Here is a 23,813-nt window from a genome sequence, read left to right on the forward strand (position 1 = left end):
CAGGGGGATCGATGACAACATCCGCGCACAGCATCATTTCCGGGACCGCCTGGTCGCCGCCCGCCGGACGGCCTCCGCTGTCCGCACGGATGATGCGGGCGACCTGGCGGCGCCTCCCGGCCGGGCCGTACCGCGCCGGATGGGAGCCGGGGCTGGTGGTCCCGGCCGCCGACGGCAGCCCGTTGCTCACGGACCACTACTTCCCGCGCGCCGAGGGCGACTTCCCGACCCTTCTCGTACGCTCCCCCTACGGCAGGGGCCTGCCGTGGTCACCCATGTACGGCGTCCTCTTCGCCGAACAGGGCTTCCACGTCGTCGTCCAGAGCTGTCGCGGCACCGGCGGCTCGGGCGGCCGGTTCCACCTGTGGCGCAACGAGGCGGCCGACGGCCGGGCCACGGTGGCGTGGCTGCGGGAGCAGCCCTGGTTCGACGGAACACTGGGCACGGTCGGCCCCAGCTACCTGGGATACACGCAGTGGGCCCTCGCCCTGGACCCGCCGCCGGAGCTCAAGGCGATGGTGGTGCAGGCGGGCCTCCACGACCCCCACGCCTACTTCCACGCCCACGGCGCGCTCCATCTGGAGAACGCCCTCATCACCTGCCTCGGCATGACCCACCAGCACCGGGGCCTCGCCCCCTTCCTCAAGGCCACGCTGCGGCTCCAGCGCCACATGCGCCGCGTCACCACCGCTCAGCCGCTGCGCGGCGCGCACATATCCGCCCTCGGGGACGAGGCGTCCTGGCTGGACGACGTGTTGGCGCACCCGGACGCCGAGGACCCCTACTGGTCGGGTGCCCGCCTCGGCAAGGTCGCGGACCGGCTGAAGGTGCCCACCGCCCTGATCACGGGGTGGCACGACGTCCTGGCCGACCAGACCCTCGACCAGTACGCGCGGCTGCGCCGGGCCGGCTGCGAGACGTCCCTGCTCGTCGGCCCCTGGACGCACAACTCCGCGTTCCAGCAGGGCTGGCCGGAGACGTTCGCCGAGACCCTGGCCTGGTTGCGCGCCCACCTGTGCGCCGACCGCTCCGCCCTGCGCACCGCGCCCGTGCGCGTGCACGTCGGCGGAGAGGACGCCTGGCGCGAGCTCGACGCCTGGCCGCCACCCCCGGCCGCCACGTCATGGTTCCCCGCCACAGGCGGCCATCTCGTGCGGCAGGCCCCCACGGACCGTGCCCCGCTGGCGTCCTTCCGGTACGACCCGGCCGCGCCCACCCCGTCCCTCGGCGGCCGCCTCCTCTCCCCCACCGCCGGACCACGGGACAACGGCACCCTCGAGGCCCGGGACGACGTCCTGACCTTCACCGGCCCGCCGTTGGACGAGCCCGTGGACGTCCTCGGCCCGGTCTCCGCACGGCTGACCGTCTCCTCGGACACCGGTCACGCCGTCGTCTTCACCCGCCTGTGCGACGTGGACGCCCAGGGCCGTGCCATCAACGTCTGCGACGGGATCGCGCGGATACGGACCGCCGGGCACACCCCCATCGAGGTCACCGTGCCGATGAGCGCCACCGCCCACCGCTTCCGCGCCGGGCACCGCCTCCGCTGGCAGATCAGCGCGGGCGCCCATCCCCGCTACGCCCGGGACCCGGGCACGGGCGAATCGCCGCTCGACGCCACCGCGTTCGTACCGGTCGTCGTCACGCTGCACGCGGACTCGGCGCTGACGCTGGGGAGTTGACGGCCCGGTCAGCCAATCGCCGCGAACCGGTCGAGGGCCGCGAGCACGTGGTCGCGTGTCGTGGCGCCGCCCAGGTGGCCCTCGTCGTCGACGACGACCAGCTCCGCGCCGGGCCAGGCCCGGGCGAGTTCCCAGGCCGTGCCGAGGGGGCCGGCGAGGTCGAGCCAGCCGTGGACCAGGACGCCCGGGATGCCGGCCAGCCGGTGGGCGTCGCGCAGCAGCGCGCCCTCCTCCAGCCACGCGCCGTGGGAGAAGTAGTGGGAGCAGACGCGCGCCAGCGCGATCCGCGCCCTGGGCGGGCGGTCGCCGTACGGGCGGGCGGCGCTGCCTCGTGTCTCCCCCGACAGGACCGTGTCCTCCCACGCGCACCAGTCGGCCGCCGCCTTCTCGCGCACCTCGGCGTCGGGGTGCTCCAGCAACCGCGCGTACGCCCCGACGACGTCCCCGCCGGGCGGGGTGCCCGGGGCGCCGGCGAGGAAGCGTTCCCACTCCTCGGGGAAGAACCGGCCGGCGCCCCGGTAGAGCCAGTCGATCTCCGAGCGCCGGGTGGTGGTGACACCGGAGATGACGATCTCCGAGACGCGTTCGGGGTGTTGCTGGGCGTAGGCCAGGATGAGCGTCGATCCCCATGAACCGCCGTACAGCAGCCAGCGGTCGATCCCGAGGTGCCGGCGGAGCCGCTCCATGTCGGCGACGAGGTGCTCGGTGGTGTTGTGGCGCATGTCGGTCGTGGGGTCGGCGGCGTGCGGGGTGCTGCGGCCGCATCCTCGCTGGTCGAACAGCACGACGCGGTACCGGTCCGGATCGAAGTACTGGCGCGCTCCCGGGCCGCAGCCGGAGCCGGGTCCGCCGTGGACGACGACGGCGGGCCTGCCTTCCGGGTTGCCACAGGCCTCCCAGTACAGGACGTTGCCGTCACCCACGTCGAGCATGCCCTTGTCGTACGGCTCGATCGGCGGGTACAGGTCCCTCATGGCGGGGCTCCCTCGGATCCGGCGTCAACGACGTGTAGACGTTACGGCATCCCCGGCACACCACCGGCCCCGCGAGCGACGCCGAGGAACAGCGGGGACGGCGGGCCGGGCGGTCGGACGGGTAAGGGCACGAGTCGCCCGTGGGTGGAGGGCCCTCGGTGGAGTCGCGTCCGTATCCGGAGAGGCCCGGGCCGAGCCCTTCCCCGGGAAGGTAGCGGCCGGGGAGGTGGAGGGGCTCGTTGGCGACGTCCGGGGAACCGGCCGGGCGGTGCACGACGCTGCGGCGTTGCTGACGCTGGTTCATACGGCGGTCGATGCTGTCGGCGGGCCAGTCTCGGCTGACCTTGTCGGCGGAGATGTTGCGGGCCGCCGCGATGTCGGCGACCTTGACGCCCCGGTCGCGGGCCTGCTGGACGATGGCGGCGTCCAGGTCCTGGAGGTCCTTGCATGCCTCCGCGCTGCCCTTGAGGAGGGCGAGGGCCTGGGAGCGCGGGGAGTCGGCTCCGGTGAGCCCGGTGCGGTCGGCGTGGGCGAGGTCACGCAGCCGGTCGACGCGCTGCCAGAGCTCGTCGAGGATCTGCTGGACGTACCGGTCGTGGCGCTCGGTGTCGGGCGAGCCCCGGCGGGCGGTTCCGGCGCGGTAGTACGCCCGGCGGCAGGCGTCGCTGCAATATATCCGGGGCCTGCCGTGCCGGGTGGGGGGTACGGGGTCGGAGCACGCCGGATTGCGGCAGATCACCGTACTGCCCGCGCCGTTGGTCATCTCGGGGGTAGCCCTTTCGGGGTGCTGTCCTGTGGAGTTCTGTGCCGGCCGTCGCCGGTGGCGGTGCGCGGGGTGCCGCCCGGACCGTGCGTCCCCTCCCGCCGGCCCGGGCGACTGACGGGGCCTCACATACCGCTCAGGCGCCGGTAGCGCAGGAGGGAGCCGCCCGTGCGAGACAGCGTGGTCAGCACGGCCGCCGCGGCGGCGGGCAGGACGCCGGGCGAGACGCCGGGCGAGAAGATGAGCACCAGTCCGGTCACCACCAACGCCACGAACGCGCTTGCCTGGAGGTCCACCGTCAGGTCACGGACCATCCAGACTCCGGCGACGCCGGAGCGCGGGATGTTACCGTCGGTCGAGTGCCGCGCCGGGCCGCGAACGGCTCGTCGTGGCATGTGGTCAGGAGGCATGACGCCCTCCGGGATCGAAGCGAACAAGAAAAGGGGCTCTGGCACTGGTTGACGGCCAGCCAGGGCTCCCTCGTTTCCATTGGACGCTACCGGGCCATCGCTTCGAAACGCCAACATTACGAAGCGTAATGGGCAGCGTTGCCCGAACGAGCGAAAAATTCCCAAAACAGGGCACGACCAAGGTCCGTTTCGATCTCCGGCCCACCACTTCACGCCAATAGTGGCCATTCCCCCTCGATCCGGCGACGATTCCGAGCACCCGTCAAGGGAGCCACCATGACCGACTGGATCTCCACTCCCCTCGACTCCCGCGTCCTGCGCGGCGCCCTCGACCTGGAGCGCACCGCGTCCGGCGTACGGCCGCACCGGCTGCCCGCGTGGGCGCGCGAGCAGTTCCCCGATCCGTTCCTGTCGCTGGTCGAGGCCCAGCCCTCCGGGGTGCGGCTGGTCTTCCGGAGCGCCGCCACGGCCGTCGAGCTGGACGTCCTGCCCACGAGAACCGTCTTCCAGGACACCCCGCCCCTCCCGGCCGGCGTGTACGACCTGCTCGTCGACGGCCGGCTCGCCGGACGGGCCGGCGCCCCGGGCGGCAACGTCCTCAGCGTCGACACGACCACCTGGTCCACGGCGCTCCGGACCGGGCCGGCCGGCACCGTGCGGTTCGCCGGACTGTCCTCCGGCGTCAAGGACATCTCGCCGAGCTCCCGCTCCCCGACCGGCTCCACCCGGACTCCGCCGGTCATCGCCGCATCGGCGAACGCTTCGCCGAGCTGGTCTTCGGCGCCGACGGCCCGTTCACCCGGACAGGAAGTTAGGTTAGCCTAAGCTCCTCTTCGGTCGAACGGCTCTCCCGAACAGCTCACCGGATCCGCTTATGAGGACGGACGGACACCATGCAGCGACAGCACAGCCAGGGCACACCCGGCACCGCACGCACCCGCGACGGCCGCGAACTCTTCCTCATGGAGCTCGCGGGCCCCGCCGACGCCGGCCCGGTCACGGTGGTGTTCGAAGGCGGTCTCGCGGCGACCCGCTCGTACTGGGCGCTCGTCCAGCGGGACGTGGCCCGCTCGGCGCACACGGTGGTCTACGACCGGAGCGGCCTCGGCCGCAGCGCCCCCGACCCGTCGGGGGCACGCGACCTCCGGCGGCTCGCCGACGACCTGGGCGATCTCCTCGACCACCTCGGCCCGGGGCCCTTCGTGCTCGTCGGGCACAGCTGGGGCGGCCCGGTCGTCCGCCTCGCCGCCGCGGACCGGCCGGGGCGGATCGCCGGGCTGGTGCTCGTCGACCCCACCGACGAGGCCTGCGAGCTGCTCTTCGACCCGTCCATCCGCAAGCTGGAGAAGAGCCGTCTCCGGATAGCCCTGCTGCTGGCCCGTCTCAAGGTGTTCGGACTCCTCTTCCGCAAGGTGACCACCGCCCTGCCGGCGGACGCCGCCGCCGACATGCGCGCGGAGGCCTTCACCGTCGCGGCCGTACGCGCCATGGGCGCCGAACAGGCGCGTATCGAGCCCGACTTGCGATACCTGCTGGAGCACCCGCCGGCCCTCGGCGACATCCCGCTCACGGTCGTCTCCGCCATGCGGCGCACCCCCGGCATGAGCGCGAAGGCCCGCGCGTCCGTCAACGCCTCGCACGCCCACCGGGCCGCGCAGTCGCCGCGCGGGCGGCACGTCCTCGCCCGGCGGGCCGACCACATGGTCCCGACGACCGAGCCCGAGGTGATCGTCGCCGAGGTGCGGCGCCTGCTCGCCGCGCGGGAATCCGCCGCCGAATCCGCCGCCGAGACCACTCCCGAGACCACTCCCGAGACCGCTCCCGAGGCCGCCCCGGAGCGCTGAGCCCGCCACGGCGTGTCCTATCGTCGGACCGCAGACTGCCGCGTTCCGGGGGGCTCCTATGACGTTTCCGTCGCGCTCCACCGTGCCCCGGGCGTCGTCGAGGCCGTCCTGGGCGGACGTCGCGGTGGCCGCGGCGGTGCTGGTGGGGATGTACCTCCTGCTGCGCGTCGGCGAGGAGGCCACCGTCTCCTTCGACCCGGCCCATGTGACGAAGGTGGACACCTCCCCGGCGGAGCTGCCGTACTACGCGGCGCGGAGCCTGCTGCGGATGTTCGCCGCGCTGGCGGTCTCCGTGACCTTCGCCGTCGGCTGCGCGTACGCGGCGGCGCACAGCCGGCGGCTGGAGCGGGTGCTGATCCCGGCGCTGGACATCCTCCAGTCCGTGCCCGTACTGGGCTTCCTGACCGTGGCGGTGGCCGGCTTCGTCTCGCTCTTCCCCGGTTCCACGCCCGCCCTGGAGTGCGCGTCGATCTTCGCGATCTTCACCTCGCAGGCGTGGAACATGGCCTTCGGCTTCTACCACTCGCTCATCACGCTCCCCCGCGAACTCGACGAGGTGTCCCGGTCGTTCCGGTTCACCCGCTGGATGCGGTTCTGGAAGGTGGAGCTGCCCGCCGGGGCGATCGGGCTGGTGTGGAACGGGATGATGAGCTTCGGGGGCGGCTGGTTCTTCCTCGTGGCGTCCGAGGCCATCAGCGTCTCCGGCCACAAGCACTCCCTGCCGGGTGTGGGCTCGTTCGCGGGCACGGCCATCGCCGACGGCGACCTGGGCAAGGTCGGCTGGGCGGTGGTCACCATGGCCGTCATGGTCGTCGGGGTGAACTTCTTCTTCTGGCGGCCGCTGACCGCGTGGACGGAGCGGTTCAAGAACGAGCAGTCCGAGGCGGCCGACGTCCAGCGGTCGCTCGTGCTGGACGTCGTACGCCGCTCCTCCTGGCCGACCCTGCTGGGGCGGCTGCTCCGGCCGGTGGCCGAACTGCTGGGGCGGGCCGGACGGGTCCTCGGCGTCGACGACCGGCCGCTGACGGCCCGCGGCCGGCGCGGGCGCGCCGGTGACCTGGTCCTCGCCGTGGTGGCGGGCGGGCTGCTCGCCTGGGGGCTGGCCGATCTCCTCGGCTACCTCCGGCACCGCACCGGCCTGGGCGCCCTCGGGGAGCCGTTCCTGCTCGGCCTGGCGACGCTCGCCCGCGTCGTGGTGCTGGTGGCGGTGGCCATGCTCGTCTGGGTGCCCGTCGGCGTACGGATCGGCTTCTCGCCGCGGCTGGCCCGGATCGCCCAGCCGGTGGTGGAGGTCCTGGCGAGCTTCCCCGCCAACTTCCTCTTCCCCCTGGCCACCTGGCTCTTCCTCAGGACGGGGGTGTCGCTGAACGTCGGCGGCATGCTGCTGATGGCGCTGGGCGCCCAGTGGTACATCCTGTTCAACACCATCGCCGGCGCGTCCGCCATCCCCACCGATCTGCGCGAGGCCATGGACGACCTGGGCGTCCGCGGTTGGCAGCGGTGGCGGCGCCTGATCATCCCGGGTGTCTTCCCCTACTGCGTCACCGGTGGGATCACCGCCTCCGGCGGCGCCTGGAACGCCTCGATCGTCTCCGAGACCGTCACCTTCGGGGGCACCACGCTGTCCGCCGACGGTCTGGGCGCCTACATCTCCAGGGCCACGGCGGAGGGCGACCACCCGCGGCTGATCGCGGGCGTCGCGGTGATGGCCGTGTACGTCGTCGGCCTCAACCGGCTGCTGTGGCGCAGACTCCACCGCCTCGCCCGGACCCGCTACTCCCTCTGACCCCGACGCGTCTCACTTCAGGAAGGAGCCCCGCCATGGCATCCGACATCGGACCGGCCCCGGCCCACCACCGGCCTCTCCCCCGTCCCGCCGACGGCGAGGTGCTGCTCGCCGCCCACGGGCTGACCAAGTCCTACGCCGGGGCCGACGGGGAGCTGCCCGTCCTGGCCGGCATCGATCTGGAGGTGCGGGCCGGGGAGATCGTCGCCCTGCTGGGACGCTCCGGCTCCGGGAAGTCCACCCTGCTGCGCTGCCTGGCCGGGCTGATACCCGCCGGTTCGGGCACCGTCACCTATCGCGGCAGGCCCCTGGACGGCGCCAACCCCGGCACCGCCATGGTCTTCCAGACGTTCGCGCTGCTGCCCTGGCTCACCGTCCAGCAGAACGTCGAACTCGGCCTGGAGGCGCGTGGGGTGCCCGCCCGTGCCCGGGCGGCCGCCGCGCTCCAGGCCATCGACCTCATCGGGCTCGACGGCTTCGAGTCCGCCTACCCCAAGGAGTTGTCGGGCGGCATGCGGCAGCGCGTCGGCTTCGCCCGCGCCCTGGTCGTCGAGCCGGACGTCCTGATGATGGACGAGCCGTTCTCCGCCCTGGACGTGCTCACCGCCGAGAACCTGCGCGGCGAGCTGATGGAGCTGTGGGCCTCGGGCCAGTTCCCCACCCGCGCCTTCCTCGTGGTCACCCACGACATCGAGGAGGCCGTGCTGATGGCGGACCGGATCGTGGTGCTCGGCTCCCGCCCCGGCTCCCTCAAGGCCGCCTTCGACGTGCCCATGGCACACCCCCGGGACCGTGGCGCGCCCGAGTTCGAGGCCCTCGTCGACGCCGTCTACCGCGTCATGACGGGGCGTGAGAAGACCACCGCCCCCGCTGTGCCGGGGCGGCCCGGGCACGAGGCGGGCGGGCCCGCGAGGCGCACGGTCGCCACCGCCCCGCTGCCGAGGGCCGGGGTCGACGGGCTCTCCGGGCTCGCCGGGATCCTGGCCCGGCACGGCGACCGCTGCGACCTAGCCGACCTGGCCGAGGACCTCGGCCTGGCGACGGACGACCTGCTGCCGCTGGTCGACGCCCTGGACCTGCTCGGCTTCGCCGTCGTCCGCGACGGCGACCTGCTGCTCACCCCGATGGGCCGGGGCTTCGCGGAGGCGGACGTCCAGGAGGCCAAGAAGATCTTCGCCCTGGCCGTCCTGGACACCGCGCCGCTGGTCCGGCTGATCCTGACGAGCCTTCAGCGCGGCGACGGCAGGCTGCGCGCCGGTTTCTTCCGTGACCTGCTCGCCCACCACTACACCGGCGAAGAGGTCGTCCAGCAGCTCGAGACGGCCACCGACTGGGGCCGTTACGCCGAGCTGTACTCCTATGACGCCGGTCCCGAGCAGTACGCGCTCGACGAAGGCGCCGCAGGCTGAGCACCATCGCGCGGGAGTACCGGTCTCAGCCGCCCGTCGCCCGGGGCCGCAGGCGGCGCACCGCGCGCCCGGCCGGGGCGGTCTCGGCCGCCGGGGCGGTCTCCACCGGGGCCGGGCCGTCCTCGGCTCCGGTCAGCGGCTCGGCCCGGGCGACCAGCACCGCGCCCTCCAGCAGCGTCCGTACGTGGTCCCCGGCGGCGCGGTAGAAGATGCGGGTGCCCTCGCGGCGCGAGACGACCAGGCCCGCGCTCCTCAGCCGGGCCAGGTGCTGCGAGACCGCGGCCACGTGGGCGCCCGCCAGCTCGGCCAGTTGCCCCACGGAGTGCTCCCGCTGGGCCAGCGCCCACAGCACATGGAAACGCGTCGGGTCGGCCACGGCCTTGAGCACGGCGACCGCCTGCTCGAACACCGGGCCGACGTCGGGTGAACCATGCGCGTCCATGCGAGGAGTCTAGAGGCCCGCGTGTTCACCGGCGATGGGGAAGATCACGCGCTTCCGTGCGGGGTGTCGAGGCGCCAGTGGAGGTCGCGCACGCCGGGTTCCCGCGACAGTTGCTCCACCAGTCGTTCCAGGGCGACGAGTGCCGGGCCGCCCTCCGCGAAGGTCAGCCGGACGGTCACGACGACGTCGGCGGCCTCGTCCGGGTCGAGGATGTGGAGGCTGCTCAGGCGGGCGCCGGGGCCCGTGAGCCCGATGACGCACAGGGCGCGGACCTTGTTCTCCACGCGCCGGTCGCACCGGGCGTGGAGGGTGGCGGTGGCCGGCGCCGGTCGCGGCGGCAGGGGGCGGCGGGAGGGGGAACGGGGCAGCAGTCTCATGACGCACCTTCCGGACGGTGAGCGGCGGCAGTGGCGGGGCCGGGGTCTCCGGGGCGGCGGACGGGGTCGCGCCGCCCCGGAGACGTGGGGGGCCTCAGTGGCCGAGGGCGAGCTGCGCGATGCGGACGACCACCAGGATCGTCGCGGCGAGCAGATAGCCGCGCAGGGCGGTGAGGCCGATCTTGCGGCCGGTGGAGACGATGGGCTCGGGCAGTTCGTCGAGCGGCGGCATCCGCCAGTTCTCCTTGCCCGCGCGGTCGACGGGCCCGGCCAAAGCCCAGCCCTTGCGGCGGCGGCGCGTCTCGGCGTAGCCGAGGGCGAGGATGCCGGCGACGCCGCAGATCCCCATGATGTCGAGGATCGCCCCCGAGGTGATGCCGGGGAAGACGACGGCGGCGGTCAGGATGACGGAGAGGGTGACGAGGACGGCGACGACGACGGACGTGAAGATGTTCATCGCGCGCCCGTTGACCCAGGGGCCCAGGACGGACTTGTCGTTGCAGAGCAGGAGCAGGAAGACCGAGGCGGAGGGGAGCAGGACGCCCGCGAGGGTCTGGACCCCCTCGGTGAGGAGGCCGAGCGGTGAGCCGGGGACGACCACGACGACGGCGGCGGTGAGGATCAGGCCGGCGAAGACCGCGTAGAAGCCCTTGGCGCCCCTGATGCCGCGGTGCAGCGAGTGTTTGAGGCCCATGACGTCGCCGATGGCATAGGCCGTCGACAGGGAGACGGCGCAGGCGCCGATGACCGAGGCGTCGAGCAGCGCGATGGCGAACAGCACGCCCGCCGTCCGGCCCGCGTACTTCTCCAGTCCGGCGGCGACGCCGGCGGCGTCGGTGAAGCCGCCGGATTCGGCGTGGCCGGCGAACGCGGCGGCGCAGAAGCCCGTCATGGCGGCGGCGCCGATGACGACGATGCCGATGCCGAGCCACAGGTCGGCCTTCTCGTAGCGCATGAAACGGGGGGTGATGCGCTTGTCGATGACGTAGGACTGCTGGAAGAACAGCTGCCAGGGGGCGACGGTGGTGCCGACGATGGCGATGATCAGCAGCATGACGTCGGCGAGCTGGGCGTGGTGCGGCATGCCGGGGACGACGAAGTCGTGTGCCATGCGCCCGGCCGGCGGGTGGACGATGAGGTAGATGGGGATCAGCAGCAGCGAGCCGGCGCACAGGAGGATGGCGGTGCGCTCGAAGCGGCGGAACGAGCCGGTCGACGCGGCGGCGACGACGATCGCGGCGGCGAGCAGGACGCTCGGCACCTTGGGGAGCCCGAGGTAGCCGACGGCCAGGGTGATGCCGATGAACTCGGTGACGATCGTCAGCGCGTTGAGGAGGAAGAGGTCGATGACGGAGAACGCGCCCCAGAACTTCCCGAACCTCTCCAGGATCAGCCGCGCGTGCCCGACGCCGGTCACCGCGCCCAGGCGCAGCACCATTTCCTGGTTGACGTAGAGGACGGGTATGAGCAGGAGGAGGGTCCACAGCAGGCTGGTGCCGTAGTTCTGGCCGGCCTGGCTGTAGGTGCCGAAAGCGCCGGCGTCGTTGTCGCCGACCATCACGATGAGGCCCGGTCCGACGATGGCGAGGAGCGTCTTGAACTTGGCGGGCAGGCCGCGGCGGGGTGCGGTGTCGTCGCTCTTGATGGTGCCCAGGGCGCCGCGGATGTCGCCGGTGTGGGCGTCGTCGAGCACGGCGGTGCGGGGTGCGGGAACAGGTGGTGCGGACTCGGTGGGCGCGGTGGTGGTCAGGTCGGTCATGACAGCCTCCCGGTCCCCCGTCGGGGGAGGTTTGGGGCGCGCGGCAGCGATCCTCCCTGCGAGCGGGCAGCACGAGGCCCCGAAGCGGCGGATGGCCGCGCGGGTGCCGGCCGCGGGGCTGTGGCGGGGCGCGGGGCGCGCAGGGAAGGTGGTTACCGCGTACCGGAGGTGGACGAGGACACGCGGATGAGGGGCCTACTGTGACCCGGACTGTGACTACTGCCGTCCATGTCTCTCGCCTCCTCCCGGCCGGGGCGCGCGGGGGCGCGGTGACCATGACGAACGTGGAGAGCATAGCGCGCTACTTGCGTATCGACGCAAGTACTTGACGCAAGCTTGACGCCCACCCGACGGCGAGCCGCCCTTCCGTAATTCCGTTGACGGGTCCGATGGTTCCCCGTACGTTGCTCCTGCCCTTGTCGTCGTCGAACGGAGCAGGACGTTGCTCGTCTGAGGTCTGGAGACACCGCGCCACGCAGCCGCGCCGCCATCAGTGCCGCCGCTGCGCGCGTTCCGTGTGCGACCTCGACGCTCTGAGCCGTCCTCCCGCCGGTACCGGGTTCCCCTGTCGTCCCCTCCCCGGCTTCGGTCGCACAGCGGTGTCCCCACGCGTCGCCCTTGACCCACCTTTCCAGCGACCGGCGGAGGCCCGTATGACTGTTTCGTCTTCCTTCATCACCTGCACATCGCTCTCCTACGCCTGGCCGGACGGCACCGCCGTCTTCGACGACCTCCAGGTCTCCTTCGGCCCCGGCCGGTCCGGGCTCATCGGGCTCAACGGCTCGGGCAAGTCGACGCTGCTGAGGCTGATCGCCGGGGAACTCGCCCCGGCCGAGGGGGCGGTGCGCGTCGCCGGTGACCTCGGCTATCTGCCGCAGAACGTCACCCTCGGCACCGCGCTCCGCGTCGACGAGGCCCTCGGCATCGCCGCCACGCGCGCGGCGCTCCACGCCATCGAGGCGGGCGACGTGCGCGAGGAGCGCTTCGCGGAAGTCGGCGACGACTGGGACGTCGAGGAACGCGCCGTCGCGACGCTCGACGGACTGGGCCTGGGCCACATCGGCCTGGACCGCACCATCGGCGAGCTGTCCGGCGGCGAGTCGGTACTGCTGCGCCTGGCGGCGCTGCTGCTGCGCCGCCCCGACGTCCTCCTCCTCGACGAGCCCACCAACAACCTCGACCTGTACGCGCGCCGACGGCTGTACGCGGCCGTCGACGCGTGGCCGGGCGTCATGGTCGTCGTCAGCCACGACCGTGAACTCCTCGACCGCGTCGACCAGATCGCCGATCTGCGGGGAGGCGGGATCACCTGGTACGGGGGTGGCTTCTCGGCGTACGAGGAGGCGCTGGCCGCCGAGCAGGAGGCGGCCGAGCGCATGGTCCGGGTGGCCGATGCCGATCTGCGCAGGCAGCGGCGCGAACTGTCCGACGCCCACGTCAAGCTGGCCCGCCGCAAGCGGTACGGCCAGAAGATGTGGGACAGCAAACGCGAACCCAAGGTCGTCATGGGTGAGCGCAAGCGGCAGGCCCAGGTCGCCGCCGGCAAGCACCGCGTCATGCACGAGGAGCGGCTCGCCCAGGCGAGGGAACGGCTCGACGAGGCGGTGGAGGCCGTGCGCGACGACGACGAGATCCGCGTCGACCTCCCCCACACGGCGGTCCCGCCGGGCCGGTCCGTCCTGACCCTGCGCGACGTCGTCCTCGCGTGCGGGGCGCGGGTGGAGGGCGGGTTCGAGCTGCGCGGCCCCGAGCGGATCGCGCTCGTCGGCCGCAACGGCGCGGGCAAGACGACGCTCCTGCGCACCGTCGCGGGAGAGCTCGACCCGCTCTCGGGCGAGGTCACGGCCCATGTGCCGCTGCGGTTCCTGCCGCAGCGACTCGACGTGCTCGACGAGGAGGCGACCGTCGCCGAGAACGTGGCGCGGTTCGCCCCGGAGGCCACCGACAACCGGATCCGGGCCCGCCTGGCCCGCTTCCTGTTCAAGGGCGACCGGGCGGGACAGCGGGTCGCGACCCTGTCGGGCGGCGAGCGCTTCCGGGCCACCCTGGCGGCCCTGATGCTCGCCGAGCCCGCGCCGCGCCTCCTGCTCCTCGACGAGCCGACCAACAACCTGGACATGGCGAGCGTCCGCCGGCTGACCACGGCCCTCGAGTCGTACGAGGGAGCGCTGATCGTGGCCGGCCACGACATTCCGTTCCTCGAGTCCATCGGCGTGACACGCTGGCTGCGCCTGGACGGCGAGCTGCGGGACACGACGGCGGAGGAGATACGGGCGGAGACGGCCGGCGCCTGAGCGGGCACATCCCCTTACCCATCCTTCACTTCACACGATCGGAACCTCATGACCGACGACACCTTGCTCGACGACACCTTCCTCGCCCCCGTCGCCGACCGGCTCGCCGCCCTGCCCTCCGTACGCGCCGTCACCCTCGGCGGCTCGCGTGCCCAGGGCACCGCGACCCCGGACAGTGACTGGGACCTGGCCCTGTACTACCGGGGCGCCTTCGACCCGGCCGGCCTGCGGGCCCTCGCCGGCACCCTCGGATGGGACGGCGAGGTCTCCGGCATCGGCGACTGGGGCGGCGGCGTCTTCAACGGAGGGGCCTGGCTCACGGTCGACGGCCGACGCGTCGACGTCCACTACCGCGACCTCGACGTGGTGGAACACCAACTCGCCGAGTCACGGCGGGGCCGCTTCCACTGGGAGCCGCTGATGTTCCACCTCGCGGGCATCCCCAGCTACCTCGTGGTCGCCGAACTCGCCCTCAACCGCGTGCTGCGGGGCACGCTGCCCCGGCCCGCGTACCCGGAGGCGCTGCGCGAGGCCGCCCCGCCCATGTGGCGCGGCCGGGCGGCCATGACGCTCCGCTACGCCACGGGCGCGTACGTCCCACGCGGCCAGGTCACGGAGGTCGTCGGCGCGGTGGCCACCGCCGCCCTGGAGACGGCGCACGCGGTACTGGCGGCGCGCGGCGAGTGGGTCACCAACGAGAAGCGCCTCCTCCAGCGGGCGGGACTGCGCGACGTCGACGCGATCGTCGCCGGGCTGCGGCCGGATCCCGATGCCCTGGCGGGGGCGGTGACCGAGGCGGAGAGGCTGTTCGAGAACGCCGCCTGACGGGTCACCGTGGCCGGATGCGGACCCCGGGCCCGTCGCCGGGTGGCCCGCCCGCACAGCGCTGGGTAGCGTCCGGCCCACCCGTACGGAAAGGCGCGCCATGCACGAAGGACAGACCCGCGAGAAGCCCGCCCTGCGGCCCGTCGTCTGGCGGCCTCCGCGCCGCCCCGCGCGGGCCCGGGCCGCGTACAGCCGCGTTCCCCTGCCGCCCGTCCGCCGCGTTCCGCTCGACGGCACGGGCCCGGAGGACGTGCGGGTCGACGCCGAGGGGCGGATCCTGACGGGCGTTTCGGACGGGCGGATCCTGCGGCTGGACCCGGCCGGGCACCGCGCGAGCGCCGTCGCCGACACCGGCGGGCGGCCGCTGGGCCTGTGCCCGCTGCCGGACGGACGGCTGCTGGTGTGCGACGCCGAGCGCGGGCTGCTGCGGGTGGAGCCCGGCTCGGGGCGCGTCGAGACGCTCCTCCGGGAGGCGGCGGGCCGTCCTCTCGGGGTGTGCAGCAACGCGGTCGTGGCACCGGACGGCGCCGTGTACGTCACCGACGCCAGTGGCCGCTTCCCGCTGCGCCACTGGATGGGCGATCTGCTGGAGCACTCCGGCACCGGCCGGCTCATCCGGTACGAGCCGGGCTCGGGCACGGCGGAAGTGGTGCTCGACAGGCTCCAGTTCGCCAACGGTGTGGCTCTCGCGCCCGACGGCTCGTTCCTCGTGGTCGCCGAGACCGGTGCCTACCGGCTGACGCGGCTGTGGCTCACCGGCCACAGGGCGGGCGAGAGCGATGTCTTCGCCGACGGTCTGCCCGGCTTTCCGGACAACCTCTCCACCGGTCCCGGCGGGCTGATCTGGGTGGCCATGGCCGCCCCGCGACAGCCGGCGCTCGACCTGCTGCACCGCACCCACCCCGCGCTGCGCCGGGCGGCGTGGGCCCTGCCGGACGCGCTCCGGCCGGGACCGAAAGCCACCGCGTGGGTGATCGCTCTGGACTCCTCCGGCCGCCTGGCGCACGACCTGCAACGCCCCGGCAGGGATTTCCGCATGGTGACGAGTGTGTGCGAGCACGACGGCCGCCTGTATCTGGGCAGCCTGACGGAGAGCGCGCTGGGCGTCGTCCCGGCGGTCCCGGAGCCGTCCGTACGGCTCAGCCGTGGCCGCTGACCACGCAGAAGAGGCCGCCTTCCGGGTCGCGCAGCGTGGCCGTGCGGCCGAAGTGGGTCGGGCTGGGCTCACCGATGGTCTGCCCGCCCAGCTTCCGCGTCGTCTCCATCGTGTCGTCGACGTCGACGACGGAGAAGAACACGTGCCACCGGGGCCGCAGCCGCGGATCGACCGTGCCCTCCACGGCTCCCCCGTACAGCGTCGCCACCGTCCGCTTGTCGATGTCGAGGATGACGCGGTCTTCTTCCCAGCGGACGGTGTAGGGCGGGGAGGGCCTGCGGTCCCAGTCGAAGACGCCGCCGTAGAACAGCGCCGCCTCGAACGCGTCCCGGGTGCGCAGCTCCACCCATACGGCGTTTCCTCCCACACCGGGCGGCCGGGGCCACCCGGGCTCGGTCCGGCACTCCCACAGGCCGAAGGAGGCTCCGGCCGGATCGGCCGCGAGCGCGAGGCGCCCCTCGTCGGACGACAGCGGCCCGACGGCGACGGTGCCGCCGCGTTCCTGTACGCGGCCGACGGCGGTGTCGGCGCTCTCCGTGCCGAAGTAGGTGGTCCAGGTGACGGGGAGCTCCCACTCGTGGGCCGTCGCGTTGATACCGGCGACCGCCGTCTTGCCCGCCATCGCGTGGACGTAGGAGCCCCGCCGGCCGGCCACGGTCTCGAACCGCCAGCCCAGCAGTGGCCCGTAGAAGTCCTTGGCCCCGTCCAGGTCCCGCGTGGCCAGGCTCACCCAGCAGGGAACACCCGGCAGACACGCGCATCTCGTGCCGGTCATGTCCCCAGCTCACTCCCCGTTCCCGGCATCTGCAACCGGGGCCGGGATCCGGGAAGACCGCCTACGGAATTCCCCCACTCCGCATTTTCAGCCTATAGCTTTCCTTCACTATTGTCCATTTTGCAAAAATTCCACCTGTTCGTATTTTCAGTCGCTTTAAATGCAGGTATGTTCATGTCTCCACTCGACTGATCTCCACTCGAACCGAGGAGACGTTGCGGCTGTGAGCGAAGAGAAAGCTCTGAATGTCGGCCCGTCGGCCATCGAAGTGGTCTACGAGCGCTTCGGCGACCCCAAGGCACCGCCCGTGCTGCTGGTGATGGGCGGCGGCGCGCAAATGATCCACTGGCCGGAGGGATTCTGTACCGAACTCGTCGACCGCGGTGTGCAAGTGATCCGGTTCGACAATCGGGATTCCGGCCGGTCGTCGCATTTCCCTCACGTGCCACCGCCGGATCTCCAGGCCGCGATGGCCGGTGATTTCTCATCGGCCTCCTACACGCTGTCGGACATGGCGGCCGACGCCGTCGGGCTGCTCGACGCCCTCGGATTCGACAGCGCCCATGTCGTCGGCGCGTCCCTGGGCGGCATGATCGCCCAGATGATCGCCATCGAGCACCCGACCCGGATCCGGTCGCTGACGTCGATGATGTCCACCACCGGCGACCGGGCCGTGGGCCAGCCCGACTTCACCGTCCTGGCCGGACTCGGGGCGCCGCCGGAGGACCGGCAGTCCTTCATCGGCTGGCAGGTGCGGGCCATGAGGGCGATCGGGTCCCCCGGGTTCAAGCCCGACGACGCCGGAGTGGCCGAGCGGGCCGGCCGCGCCTACGACCGGGGCCACGACCGCGTGGGCATGCTGCGCCAGGCCATCGCCGTCCTGGCCTCCGGAGACCGCACCGAGCGGCTGCGGACGCTCTCGCTCCCGACTCTGGTGATCCACGGCGCGGACGACGCCATGTGCGACGTCAGCGGCGGGCGGGCCACCGCGGCGGCCGTCCCCGGCGCCACGCTCGAGATCTTCGACGGCCTGGGCCACAACTTCCCCCGCGAGCTGTGGCCGGGCATCGCGACGCTGATCGCCGATCTCGTCCACCGCGCCGAGGCGGACCCGCCCGGCGCCTGACCCGGCTACCCCCTGTCGCCGGCACCGCCGCCCGCGGCGGCGAGGCGGTCGTACTCGGGCAGGGCGATGTTCCCGGCCTTGGCGAACTGTGCGGCGAGCACGTTCTTCATGGGCCAGTGGTTCATCGCCCGCATCGACAGATTCCGCAAGCCGATGGCCAGCGCACTGGAGGGCGCGTACCCGGAGGCTCCGCCGGGTGGCAGTTGCTGGGCCTGGTCGACGTAGGGGCGCATGACCTCGTCGTACTTCCGGAAGGCGATCCGGTGGTCGCCGCCGGCGGAGGCGAGTTCACCCGCCAGGACATAGGCGCCGACCAGGGCCAGGCTGGTGCCCAGGCCCGTGAGCGGCGTCGCGCAGTAGCCGGCATCCCCGACGAGCGCGGCCCGGCCGCGGGACCAGCTGTCGAGCCGGACCTGTGCCATGGAGTCGAGGAAGAAGTCGGGCGCGGCGCGCATCGCCCGCAGCAGGCGCGGCACTTCCCATCCCGCGCCGGCGAAGCGCCGGGCCACCAGGTCCTGTTGCGCGGAGATGTCGCGCCGGTCGTAGGCGAGGGGTGCCGAGCGGAAACCGAGGCCCGCCTTGATCTCGCCGGGGAGCCGGCCCGGGCGGGCCGAGGCGACGAGTCCGCCGGGCTCGTTGTACATCAGCATCCAGCCGTCGAGCCTCAGGTCCTCGGCGGCCGTGAACCAGGCGGTGTAGGCGTTCAGCGGACGCACGCAGTCCGGCTCCGGCCCGAAGGCCAGCGCGCGGACGGCGGAGTGGAGTCCGTCCGCGCCGAAGACCAGCCCGAACCGGCGGGGGGCGGCCTTCTCGAAGGTGACGGTGACCCCGTCGTCGTCCTCGTCGAGACGGGTGACGGTGTCGTCGAAGAGGTACTCGGTGTCCGGCAGGGTGGCGTCGTACAGCAGACGGGCGAGGTCGCCGCGGAGGATCTCGATCTCCGAGATGATCCCCTCGCCGCCGAAGCTGTCCGCCGGCATCCGGGCGGTGATACGGCCGGCCCCGTTGACGTACGCGAAGCCGCGCTGGTCGACGGCGAGCGCTCGCGCCCGGTCCATCAGGCCCATCCGCGAGACCACGGTACGGCCCGCGCCCCGCAGGTCCACGGTCTGGCCGCCCGGCCGGGGTTCCGGCGCCCGCTCGACGACGGTGACGGCGAAGCCCGCCGCGCGCAGCCAGTACGCCAGGGCGGTGCCGCCGATACCGGCACCGGAGATGAGTATGTCGGTGTTCCGCATGGCACTGAATGTACGCCGTACACAGCGCACTACGCAAGGCCAATCACCCTCCCGAGCAGGTCATTTGGCCTGGCAAGTGCACTAGTACGCGGGCGCGGCGGCTAGGATGGCGGGGATTAGGTGCACTAGTGCGGAGGGAAAACGGTGAACGGGCAGGCAGCACCCCGCTATACGCGGATCGCCGACGAACTGCGGCAGCGGATCGAGGCGGGCGAGCTGGCGCCGGGCGACCGGGTGCCCTCGACCCGGGAGATCACCCGGCAGTGGGGCGTCGCAATGGCGACCGCGACCAAGGTGCTCACCGAGCTCCGCGACCAGGGCCTGGTCCGCGCCGTCCCGGGCGTCGGGACGGTCGTCGAACCCGCCGTGCGACGACCGGAACAGCCGGCACAGCCTCAGCCGGCGCCCCCGCGCCGCAAGGGCACCGCGGACCAGGCACTCACGCCGGCGCGGATCGCCGAGGTGGCCGTCGCGGTGGCCGATGTGGAGGGGCTGGCGGCCGCCTCGATGCGCCGGGTCGCGGCCGAGCTGGAGGTGGCGACCATGTCGCTGTACCGGCACGTGGCCGACAAGGACGCCTTGTTGCTGGAGATGATGGACGCGGTGTTCCGCCGGTGGTCGTTGCCCGAGAACCCCTCCGGGGGCTGGCGGGAGCGGCTGGAGCTCGTCGCCCGGACGCTGTGGCGGATGTTCCGCCGCCACCCCTGGCTCGCACCGGCCCTCTCGGTCACCCGGCCGCAGATGGTCGCCGGCGCGCTGCCGTTCAGCGAGTGGGCGCTCGCGGCTCTGGAGGGGCGCGGTCTCGATCCCTCGACCGCGTTCACCGCCCACCTCACGCTGTTCACCTATGTGCGCGGCACCGCCGTCAACGTCGAGATGGAAGCGGAAGCGGAGGCGCTCAGCGGCCTGGACAGCGAGGAGTGGATGACCAGTCAGGAGCCCGCGCTCCTCGCCGCGCTGACCGGCGACCGGTTCCCGAGGATGCGGCACCTCGCCACGACCGGGTACGACTTCGACCTCGACGACCTGTTCGAGTTCGGTCTGCAGCGCCTCCTCGACGGCCTGGCCGTGTTCTTGGGCGAGGCGCCCTGACCCGCCGTCTCCCTCGGACCCGTACGGGTGAGGTGGGGTGTGCCCGGGCCGGTTCCCGGAAACGGTGCCAGTGTCCGTGCCCGCGCCCGTTTCCGAGAGGTCGCTTCATGCGTACGCGCGCTGTCGTCGCCACCATGGCACTCGCCCTCGCCGGTGGTGGGTTCCTCGGAACCCCCGCCTCCGCCATCGCCGCGTCCCCGGCCCAGGAGTGGGTGGTGAACAATCCGCGCGCCGTCATCGTGCAACGGACCAGCGGGCTCTGCCTGACGGCCACGGGTGGCGCCGACAGTGCCGTGACCACCCGGGGGTGCAGGGACGCACCGGGGCAGCGGTTCATGATGGAGGGAGGGGACATCCGCAACCAGGCCGGCGGCCTGTGCCTCACGGCCACCGGCCTGGACCAGCCCACGGTGATGCGGCCCTGCAACGGATCCGCCGGCCAGCGGTTCTTCGTTCAGGGCCCGGACATCCGCAGCCAGGCCAGCGGTCGGTGCCTGACGGCCACCGCCCCCGAGAGGCCCGTGCTGCTGACCCCGTGCCGGGCCTGACGCCCGGGTCGTACGCCGCCGTGCTATCGGTCGAACGTGCCGGGCACGGGCAGGGTGGCCCACCGGGAGACGGGCCAGGCGACGACGACGGCCCGGCCGATCACGTTGTCCACGGGCACGAACCCGCCGCCCGGCTCGTGGACATGGGCGCGGGAGTCGCGTGAGTCGTCGCGGTGGTCGCCCATGACCCACAGGTGGTCCTTGGGCACCTTCACCGTGCCGACCGGCATGTCGTCGCACGGGGTGGCGCCCGGGTGGATGTACGGCTCGTCCAGGGGCTTGCCGTTGACCTTCACGGGCTCGCCGCGCCTGCACTCCACGGTGTCACCGCCGACCCCGATCACCCGCTTGATCAGGTCCTTCTCGTCCGCCGAGGGCATCAGGCCGACGAAGGCGAGGGACTTTCGCACCCCGCGCTGGAAGGCGTTGCTCCGCTCCGGGAGCTTGTCGGACAGCCAGCCGCCCGGGTCCTTGAAGACCACGACCTCGCCCCGGTGCGGCGTTCCCCCGAACCAGGGCGTGAGCTTGTCGACCAGCACCCGGTCGTCCGTCCGGAGGGTGTTCTCCATCGAGCCGGAGGGAATGGAGAACGGCTGCACGAGGAAGGTTTTGATCGCCAGCGCGAGCACGAGGGCCAGGCCGATCAGGAGGGGTATCTCCCGCCATCCCGAGCGCTTCCTCCGCGTGCCGCGCGCGGTGTTCTCCTCGTTGTTCTCCTCGTGGTTCCCCTCGTTCTCCCCGGTGGTCATCGCTCGCCTCTCCCCTTGGTCGTACCGGGGCTGTGATCGGCACCCGGCAGTGACTCAACGAACAGGGGTTCCCACGATGTGGCTGGTCGTCGTGGTGGTCGGCGCGAGCGCGTGCGCGGTGGCGCGGGCGAAGGCCTCGGGGTTGTCGAGCATGATGTTGTGCCCGCAGTCGGGAATCGGGACCACGGCCACCCCGGCCTCGGCGAGCGCGTCGGCGCCGGGCAGCGGACCGTCGTCCTCCGGCAGCAGAAACGTGCGCGGAATGGTGAGCTCCATGAGGATTTCGCGCATGATGGGCACGCTCCCCCGGGTGAGGTGGACCGCGCTGCGGTGCAGCGCTTCGAGGCCGGCCAGCCGCATGGTGGACCACCAGTGCGCACCGGCCCGGTCGCGGACCTCCCGCCAGCCGCCGGCGAGGAACTCCTCCTCCGTGTGGGCGGCGATGCCGCTGCTGCCCCCGGAGCCGGGCGTGGGCGGGATCGGGTCGAGGTTCGCGTCGACGAGGACCAGCCGGGAGACCAGGTGCGGGTGGCGGGCGGCCAGGACGACGGCGACCGAGCCGCCCATGCTGTGCGCGATCACCTCCGCGCCGGCGGCGCCGGCTGCGGTCAGCGCGGCGGCGAGCGCGTCGGCGTGCCCCTCCAGGGTGTAGTCGAAGGTGACGGGCCGGTCGCTGATGCCGTGCCCGAGCAGGTCGACGAGCAGGGACCGGTGACCGGCCAGCAGCGGGTGGGCCGCGACGCCCGCGAAGTAGGCGGGCGACGTGGCCCCCAGACCGTGCACGTAGACGCGCGTGGGTTCCCGGCCCGGCAGTTCGGCCCAGCGGATCCGGTCGCCTTCGGTCGTCACGACGGCGTCTCGCACAGCTCTTCCCCCATAGCCCGAGTTCGGTGATCGTCAGGGGGAAGAGCGTAACCGCCCGCGCCGTTCGGGCTCGGGCCGCGTCAGGCGAGGGAGACCAGGTCCCGGTAGTCCTCGCTCCACAGGTCCTCGTCGGCGTCCGGCAGCAGCAGGACGCGGTCGGGGCGCAGGGCGTCGATGGCGCCCTCGTCGTGCGTGACCATCACGATCGCGCCGGGGTACGAGCCGACGGCGGCCAGGACCTCGTCGCGGGAGGCGGGGTCGAGGTTGTTGGTGGGTTCGTCCAGCAGCAGGACGTTCGCGCCGGAGTGGACGAGCCCGGCCAGGGCCAGGCGGGTCTTCTCCCCGCCCGAGAGGACCCCGGCGGGTTTGTCGGCGTCGTCCCCGGAGAAGAGGAACGCGCCGAGGACGCGCCGTATCTCACCGTCCGTCAGGTGGGGGGCTGCGTCGGCGAGGTTCTCGCGGACGGTGCGTTCCCGGGCGAGGGTGTCGTGCTCCTGGGCGAAGTAGCCCAGCCGCAGCCCGTGTCCGTGCGTCACCCGTCCGCTGTCCGGGCGTTCCGTTCCGGCGAGGACGCGCAGCAGGGTGGTCTTGCCCGCGCCGTTGAGGCCGAGGACGACGAGGCGGCTGCCGCGGTCGACGGCGAGGTCGACGCCGGTGAGCACGGGGTGGTCGCCGTAGGACTTGGTGAGGCTGATCGCGCCGAGGGGCGTGCGTCCGCAGGGTTCCGGTTCGGGCAGGCGGATCCTGGCGACCTTCTCGGCGTGCCGGGCCGGTTCGAGGCCGGCGAGCATGCGGTCGGCCCGGCGCGCCATGCTCCTGGCCACGACGGCGGTGGCGGAGCGCGCCTTCATCTTGTCGGCCTGGGCGTGGAGGGCGGCGGCCTTGCGTTCGGCGTTGGCGCGCTCGCGTGCCCGGCGGCGTTCGTCGGTCTCCCGCTGGGTCAGGTAGGTGGTCCAGCCGGTGTTGTGGATGTCGATGGTGGCGCGTCGGGGGTCGAGGTGGAAGACGCGGTTGACGACGTCGGTGAGCAGGGAGGTGTCGTGGCTGATCACCACCAGGCCACCGCGGTGCCCTTGGAGGAAGGCGCGCAGCCAGGCGACGGAGTCGGCGTCGAGATGGTTGGTGGGCTCGTCCAGCAGGAGGGTGCCGTCTTCGTGTCCGGCGAAGAGGATGCGGGCGAGTTCCACCCTGCGTCGTTGCCCGCCGGAGAGGACGCCCACGGGTTCGCCCATGACGCGGTCGGGCAGTCCGAGCCCGGCGGCGACGCGGGCGGCCTCGGCTTCGGCCGCGTAGCCGCCCGCCGCCTGGAAGGCGGCTTCGGCGCGGGCGTAGGCGTTCATCGCCCGGTCCAGCGCGCCGGGGCCGGTGGCCTCGGCCATGGCGGCCTCGGCCGCGCGCAGCCGGCGCAGGGCCCGGTCGAGGCCGCGCGCGGAGAGGATGCGGTCAGTGACGGTGACGGCGGGGTCGGCGGCACGGGAGTCCTGGGCCAGATGGCCGACGGGGCCGGTGCGGGTGACGGTGCCGGCGGCGGGGCGGGCCAGTCCGGCGAGGGCGGTCATGAGGGTGGTCTTGCCCGCGCCGTTGCGGCCGACGAGGCCGACGCGGTCGCCGGGCGAGACGGTGAAGGAAATGCCGGACAGCAGGAGGCGCGCGCCCGCGCGCAGCTCGGCATCACGAACGGTGATCATGGGATGACGCTC

21 protein-coding genes and 1 pseudogene are annotated in these 23,813 nt (G+C 72.9%); 11 read left to right on the plus strand and 11 right to left on the minus strand.

All coding sequences use genetic code 11. From position 1 onward, the window contains the following. Positions 1-11: 11 nt before the first annotated feature. Positions 12-1,682, plus strand: a complete 1,671-nt coding sequence (locus EKH77_RS00950; protein ID WP_430980967.1) for a CocE/NonD family hydrolase — start codon at positions 12-14, stop codon at positions 1,680-1,682. Positions 1,683-1,690: 8 nt separating this feature from the next. On the opposite strand, the gene pip is transcribed toward EKH77_RS00950, so the two are convergent. The 3 genes from pip to EKH77_RS00965 form a co-directional block, all read right to left on the minus strand. After that, entirely contained in the window at positions 1,691-2,656 is a 966-nt protein-coding gene (gene pip / locus EKH77_RS00955; protein ID WP_126912539.1) for a prolyl aminopeptidase, read from the minus strand. Beyond that, entirely contained in the window at positions 2,598-3,419 is an 822-nt protein-coding gene (locus EKH77_RS00960) for a hypothetical protein (protein ID WP_126912540.1), read from the minus strand. Before EKH77_RS00960 ends, pip begins: the two co-directional genes overlap by 59 nt. Positions 3,420-3,544: 125 nt before the next feature. Next, positions 3,545-3,733, minus strand: coding sequence for a hypothetical protein (locus EKH77_RS00965; protein WP_126912541.1), 189 nt, complete (start codon positions 3,731-3,733; stop codon positions 3,545-3,547). 372 nt (positions 3,734-4,105) lie between these two features. Between EKH77_RS00965 and EKH77_RS34700 the strand changes: the two genes are divergently transcribed. From EKH77_RS34700 to EKH77_RS00985, 4 genes are all read left to right on the plus strand, one after another. Next, positions 4,106-4,654 carry a hypothetical protein gene (locus tag EKH77_RS34700; RefSeq protein ID WP_126912542.1) on the plus strand — a complete coding sequence of 183 codons (549 nt, stop codon included), beginning with the start codon at positions 4,106-4,108 and terminating at the stop codon, positions 4,652-4,654. Positions 4,655-4,722: 68 nt separating this feature from the next. Then, positions 4,723-5,673 carry an alpha/beta fold hydrolase gene (locus EKH77_RS00975; RefSeq protein ID WP_126912543.1) on the plus strand — a complete coding sequence of 317 codons (951 nt, stop codon included), beginning with the start codon at positions 4,723-4,725 and terminating at the stop codon, positions 5,671-5,673. A 58-nt stretch (positions 5,674-5,731) separates the two neighbouring features. Beyond that, positions 5,732-7,459 carry an ABC transporter permease gene (locus EKH77_RS00980; RefSeq protein ID WP_126912544.1) on the plus strand — a complete coding sequence of 576 codons (1,728 nt, stop codon included), beginning with the start codon at positions 5,732-5,734 and terminating at the stop codon, positions 7,457-7,459. Positions 7,460-7,494: 35 nt separating this feature from the next. Next, the gene (locus EKH77_RS00985) at positions 7,495-8,868 is read left to right on the plus strand and encodes an ABC transporter ATP-binding protein (RefSeq protein WP_126912545.1); all 1,374 of its coding nucleotides are present in this window, start codon (positions 7,495-7,497) and stop codon (positions 8,866-8,868) included. A gap of 25 nt (positions 8,869-8,893) precedes the next feature. On the opposite strand, the gene EKH77_RS00990 is transcribed toward EKH77_RS00985, so the two are convergent. From EKH77_RS00990 to EKH77_RS01000, 3 genes are all read right to left on the minus strand, one after another. Beyond that, positions 8,894-9,310 (minus strand): ArsR/SmtB family transcription factor, encoded by a 417-nt coding sequence (locus tag EKH77_RS00990; RefSeq protein ID WP_126912546.1) that lies wholly within the window; start codon positions 9,308-9,310, stop codon positions 8,894-8,896. A gap of 44 nt (positions 9,311-9,354) precedes the next feature. After that, positions 9,355-9,687, minus strand: a complete 333-nt coding sequence (locus tag EKH77_RS00995) for a hypothetical protein (protein ID WP_126912547.1) — start codon at positions 9,685-9,687, stop codon at positions 9,355-9,357. Between the two features lie 94 nt (positions 9,688-9,781). Then, a complete protein-coding gene (locus EKH77_RS01000; protein ID WP_126912548.1) occupies positions 9,782-11,446 on the minus strand; it encodes an NRAMP family divalent metal transporter in 1,665 nt (554 codons plus the stop codon). 653 nt (positions 11,447-12,099) lie between these two features. Here EKH77_RS01000 and EKH77_RS01005 point away from each other — a divergent pair. The 3 genes from EKH77_RS01005 to EKH77_RS01015 all read left to right on the plus strand — a co-directional run bounded on the left by EKH77_RS01005 (position 12,100) and on the right by EKH77_RS01015 (position 15,721). Then, the gene (locus EKH77_RS01005) at positions 12,100-13,740 is read left to right on the plus strand and encodes an ABC-F family ATP-binding cassette domain-containing protein (RefSeq protein WP_126912549.1); all 1,641 of its coding nucleotides are present in this window, start codon (positions 12,100-12,102) and stop codon (positions 13,738-13,740) included. Positions 13,741-13,788: 48 nt separating this feature from the next. After that, a complete protein-coding gene (locus EKH77_RS01010) occupies positions 13,789-14,565 on the plus strand; it encodes a nucleotidyltransferase family protein (RefSeq protein ID WP_206279786.1) in 777 nt (258 codons plus the stop codon). A 100-nt stretch (positions 14,566-14,665) separates the two neighbouring features. Beyond that, entirely contained in the window at positions 14,666-15,721 is a 1,056-nt protein-coding gene (locus EKH77_RS01015; RefSeq protein ID WP_126912550.1) for an SMP-30/gluconolactonase/LRE family protein, read from the plus strand. On the opposite strand, the gene EKH77_RS01020 is transcribed toward EKH77_RS01015, so the two are convergent. After that, positions 15,705-16,496 carry a VOC family protein gene (locus EKH77_RS01020; protein WP_126912551.1) on the minus strand — a complete coding sequence of 264 codons (792 nt, stop codon included), beginning with the start codon at positions 16,494-16,496 and terminating at the stop codon, positions 15,705-15,707. The two genes, EKH77_RS01015 and EKH77_RS01020, sit on opposite strands and share 17 nt — an antisense overlap. 223 nt (positions 16,497-16,719) lie before the next feature. Here EKH77_RS01020 and EKH77_RS01025 point away from each other — a divergent pair, with 223 nt between their 5' ends. Then, positions 16,720-17,622, plus strand: coding sequence for an alpha/beta fold hydrolase (locus tag EKH77_RS01025; RefSeq protein ID WP_126912552.1), 903 nt, complete (start codon positions 16,720-16,722; stop codon positions 17,620-17,622). A gap of 5 nt (positions 17,623-17,627) precedes the next feature. On the opposite strand, the gene EKH77_RS01030 is transcribed toward EKH77_RS01025, so the two are convergent. Continuing rightward, positions 17,628-18,860: an FAD-dependent monooxygenase gene (locus EKH77_RS01030; RefSeq protein ID WP_126912553.1), complete on the minus strand. Its 1,233-nt coding sequence runs from the start codon at positions 18,858-18,860 to the stop codon at positions 17,628-17,630. Positions 18,861-19,004: 144 nt separating this feature from the next. Between EKH77_RS01030 and EKH77_RS01035 the strand changes: the two genes are divergently transcribed. Both EKH77_RS01035 and EKH77_RS01040 read left to right on the plus strand, forming a co-directional pair. Continuing rightward, positions 19,005-19,952 carry a TetR/AcrR family transcriptional regulator C-terminal domain-containing protein gene (locus EKH77_RS01035; RefSeq protein WP_126912554.1) on the plus strand — a complete coding sequence of 316 codons (948 nt, stop codon included), beginning with the start codon at positions 19,005-19,007 and terminating at the stop codon, positions 19,950-19,952. Positions 19,953-20,059: 107 nt separating this feature from the next. Then, a complete protein-coding gene (locus EKH77_RS01040; RefSeq protein ID WP_126912555.1) occupies positions 20,060-20,500 on the plus strand; it encodes an RICIN domain-containing protein in 441 nt (146 codons plus the stop codon). 26 nt (positions 20,501-20,526) lie between these two features. On the opposite strand, the pseudogene lepB reads toward EKH77_RS01040, so the two are convergent. From lepB to EKH77_RS01055, 3 genes and pseudogenes are all read right to left on the minus strand, one after another. Next, positions 20,527-21,249 (minus strand): annotated as a pseudogene (gene lepB / locus EKH77_RS01045) (signal peptidase I); the annotation flags it as partial. A 54-nt stretch (positions 21,250-21,303) separates the two neighbouring features. After that, a complete protein-coding gene (locus EKH77_RS01050) occupies positions 21,304-22,113 on the minus strand; it encodes an alpha/beta fold hydrolase (protein WP_126912557.1) in 810 nt (269 codons plus the stop codon). Between the two features lie 80 nt (positions 22,114-22,193). Then, positions 22,194-23,801, minus strand: a complete 1,608-nt coding sequence (locus tag EKH77_RS01055) for an ABC-F family ATP-binding cassette domain-containing protein (protein ID WP_206279787.1) — start codon at positions 23,799-23,801, stop codon at positions 22,194-22,196. Positions 23,802-23,813 lie beyond the last annotated feature (12 nt).

Source organism: Streptomyces luteoverticillatus, from assembly GCF_003970715.1.
Lineage (GTDB): Bacteria > Actinomycetota > Actinomycetes > Streptomycetales > Streptomycetaceae > Streptomyces > Streptomyces abikoensis.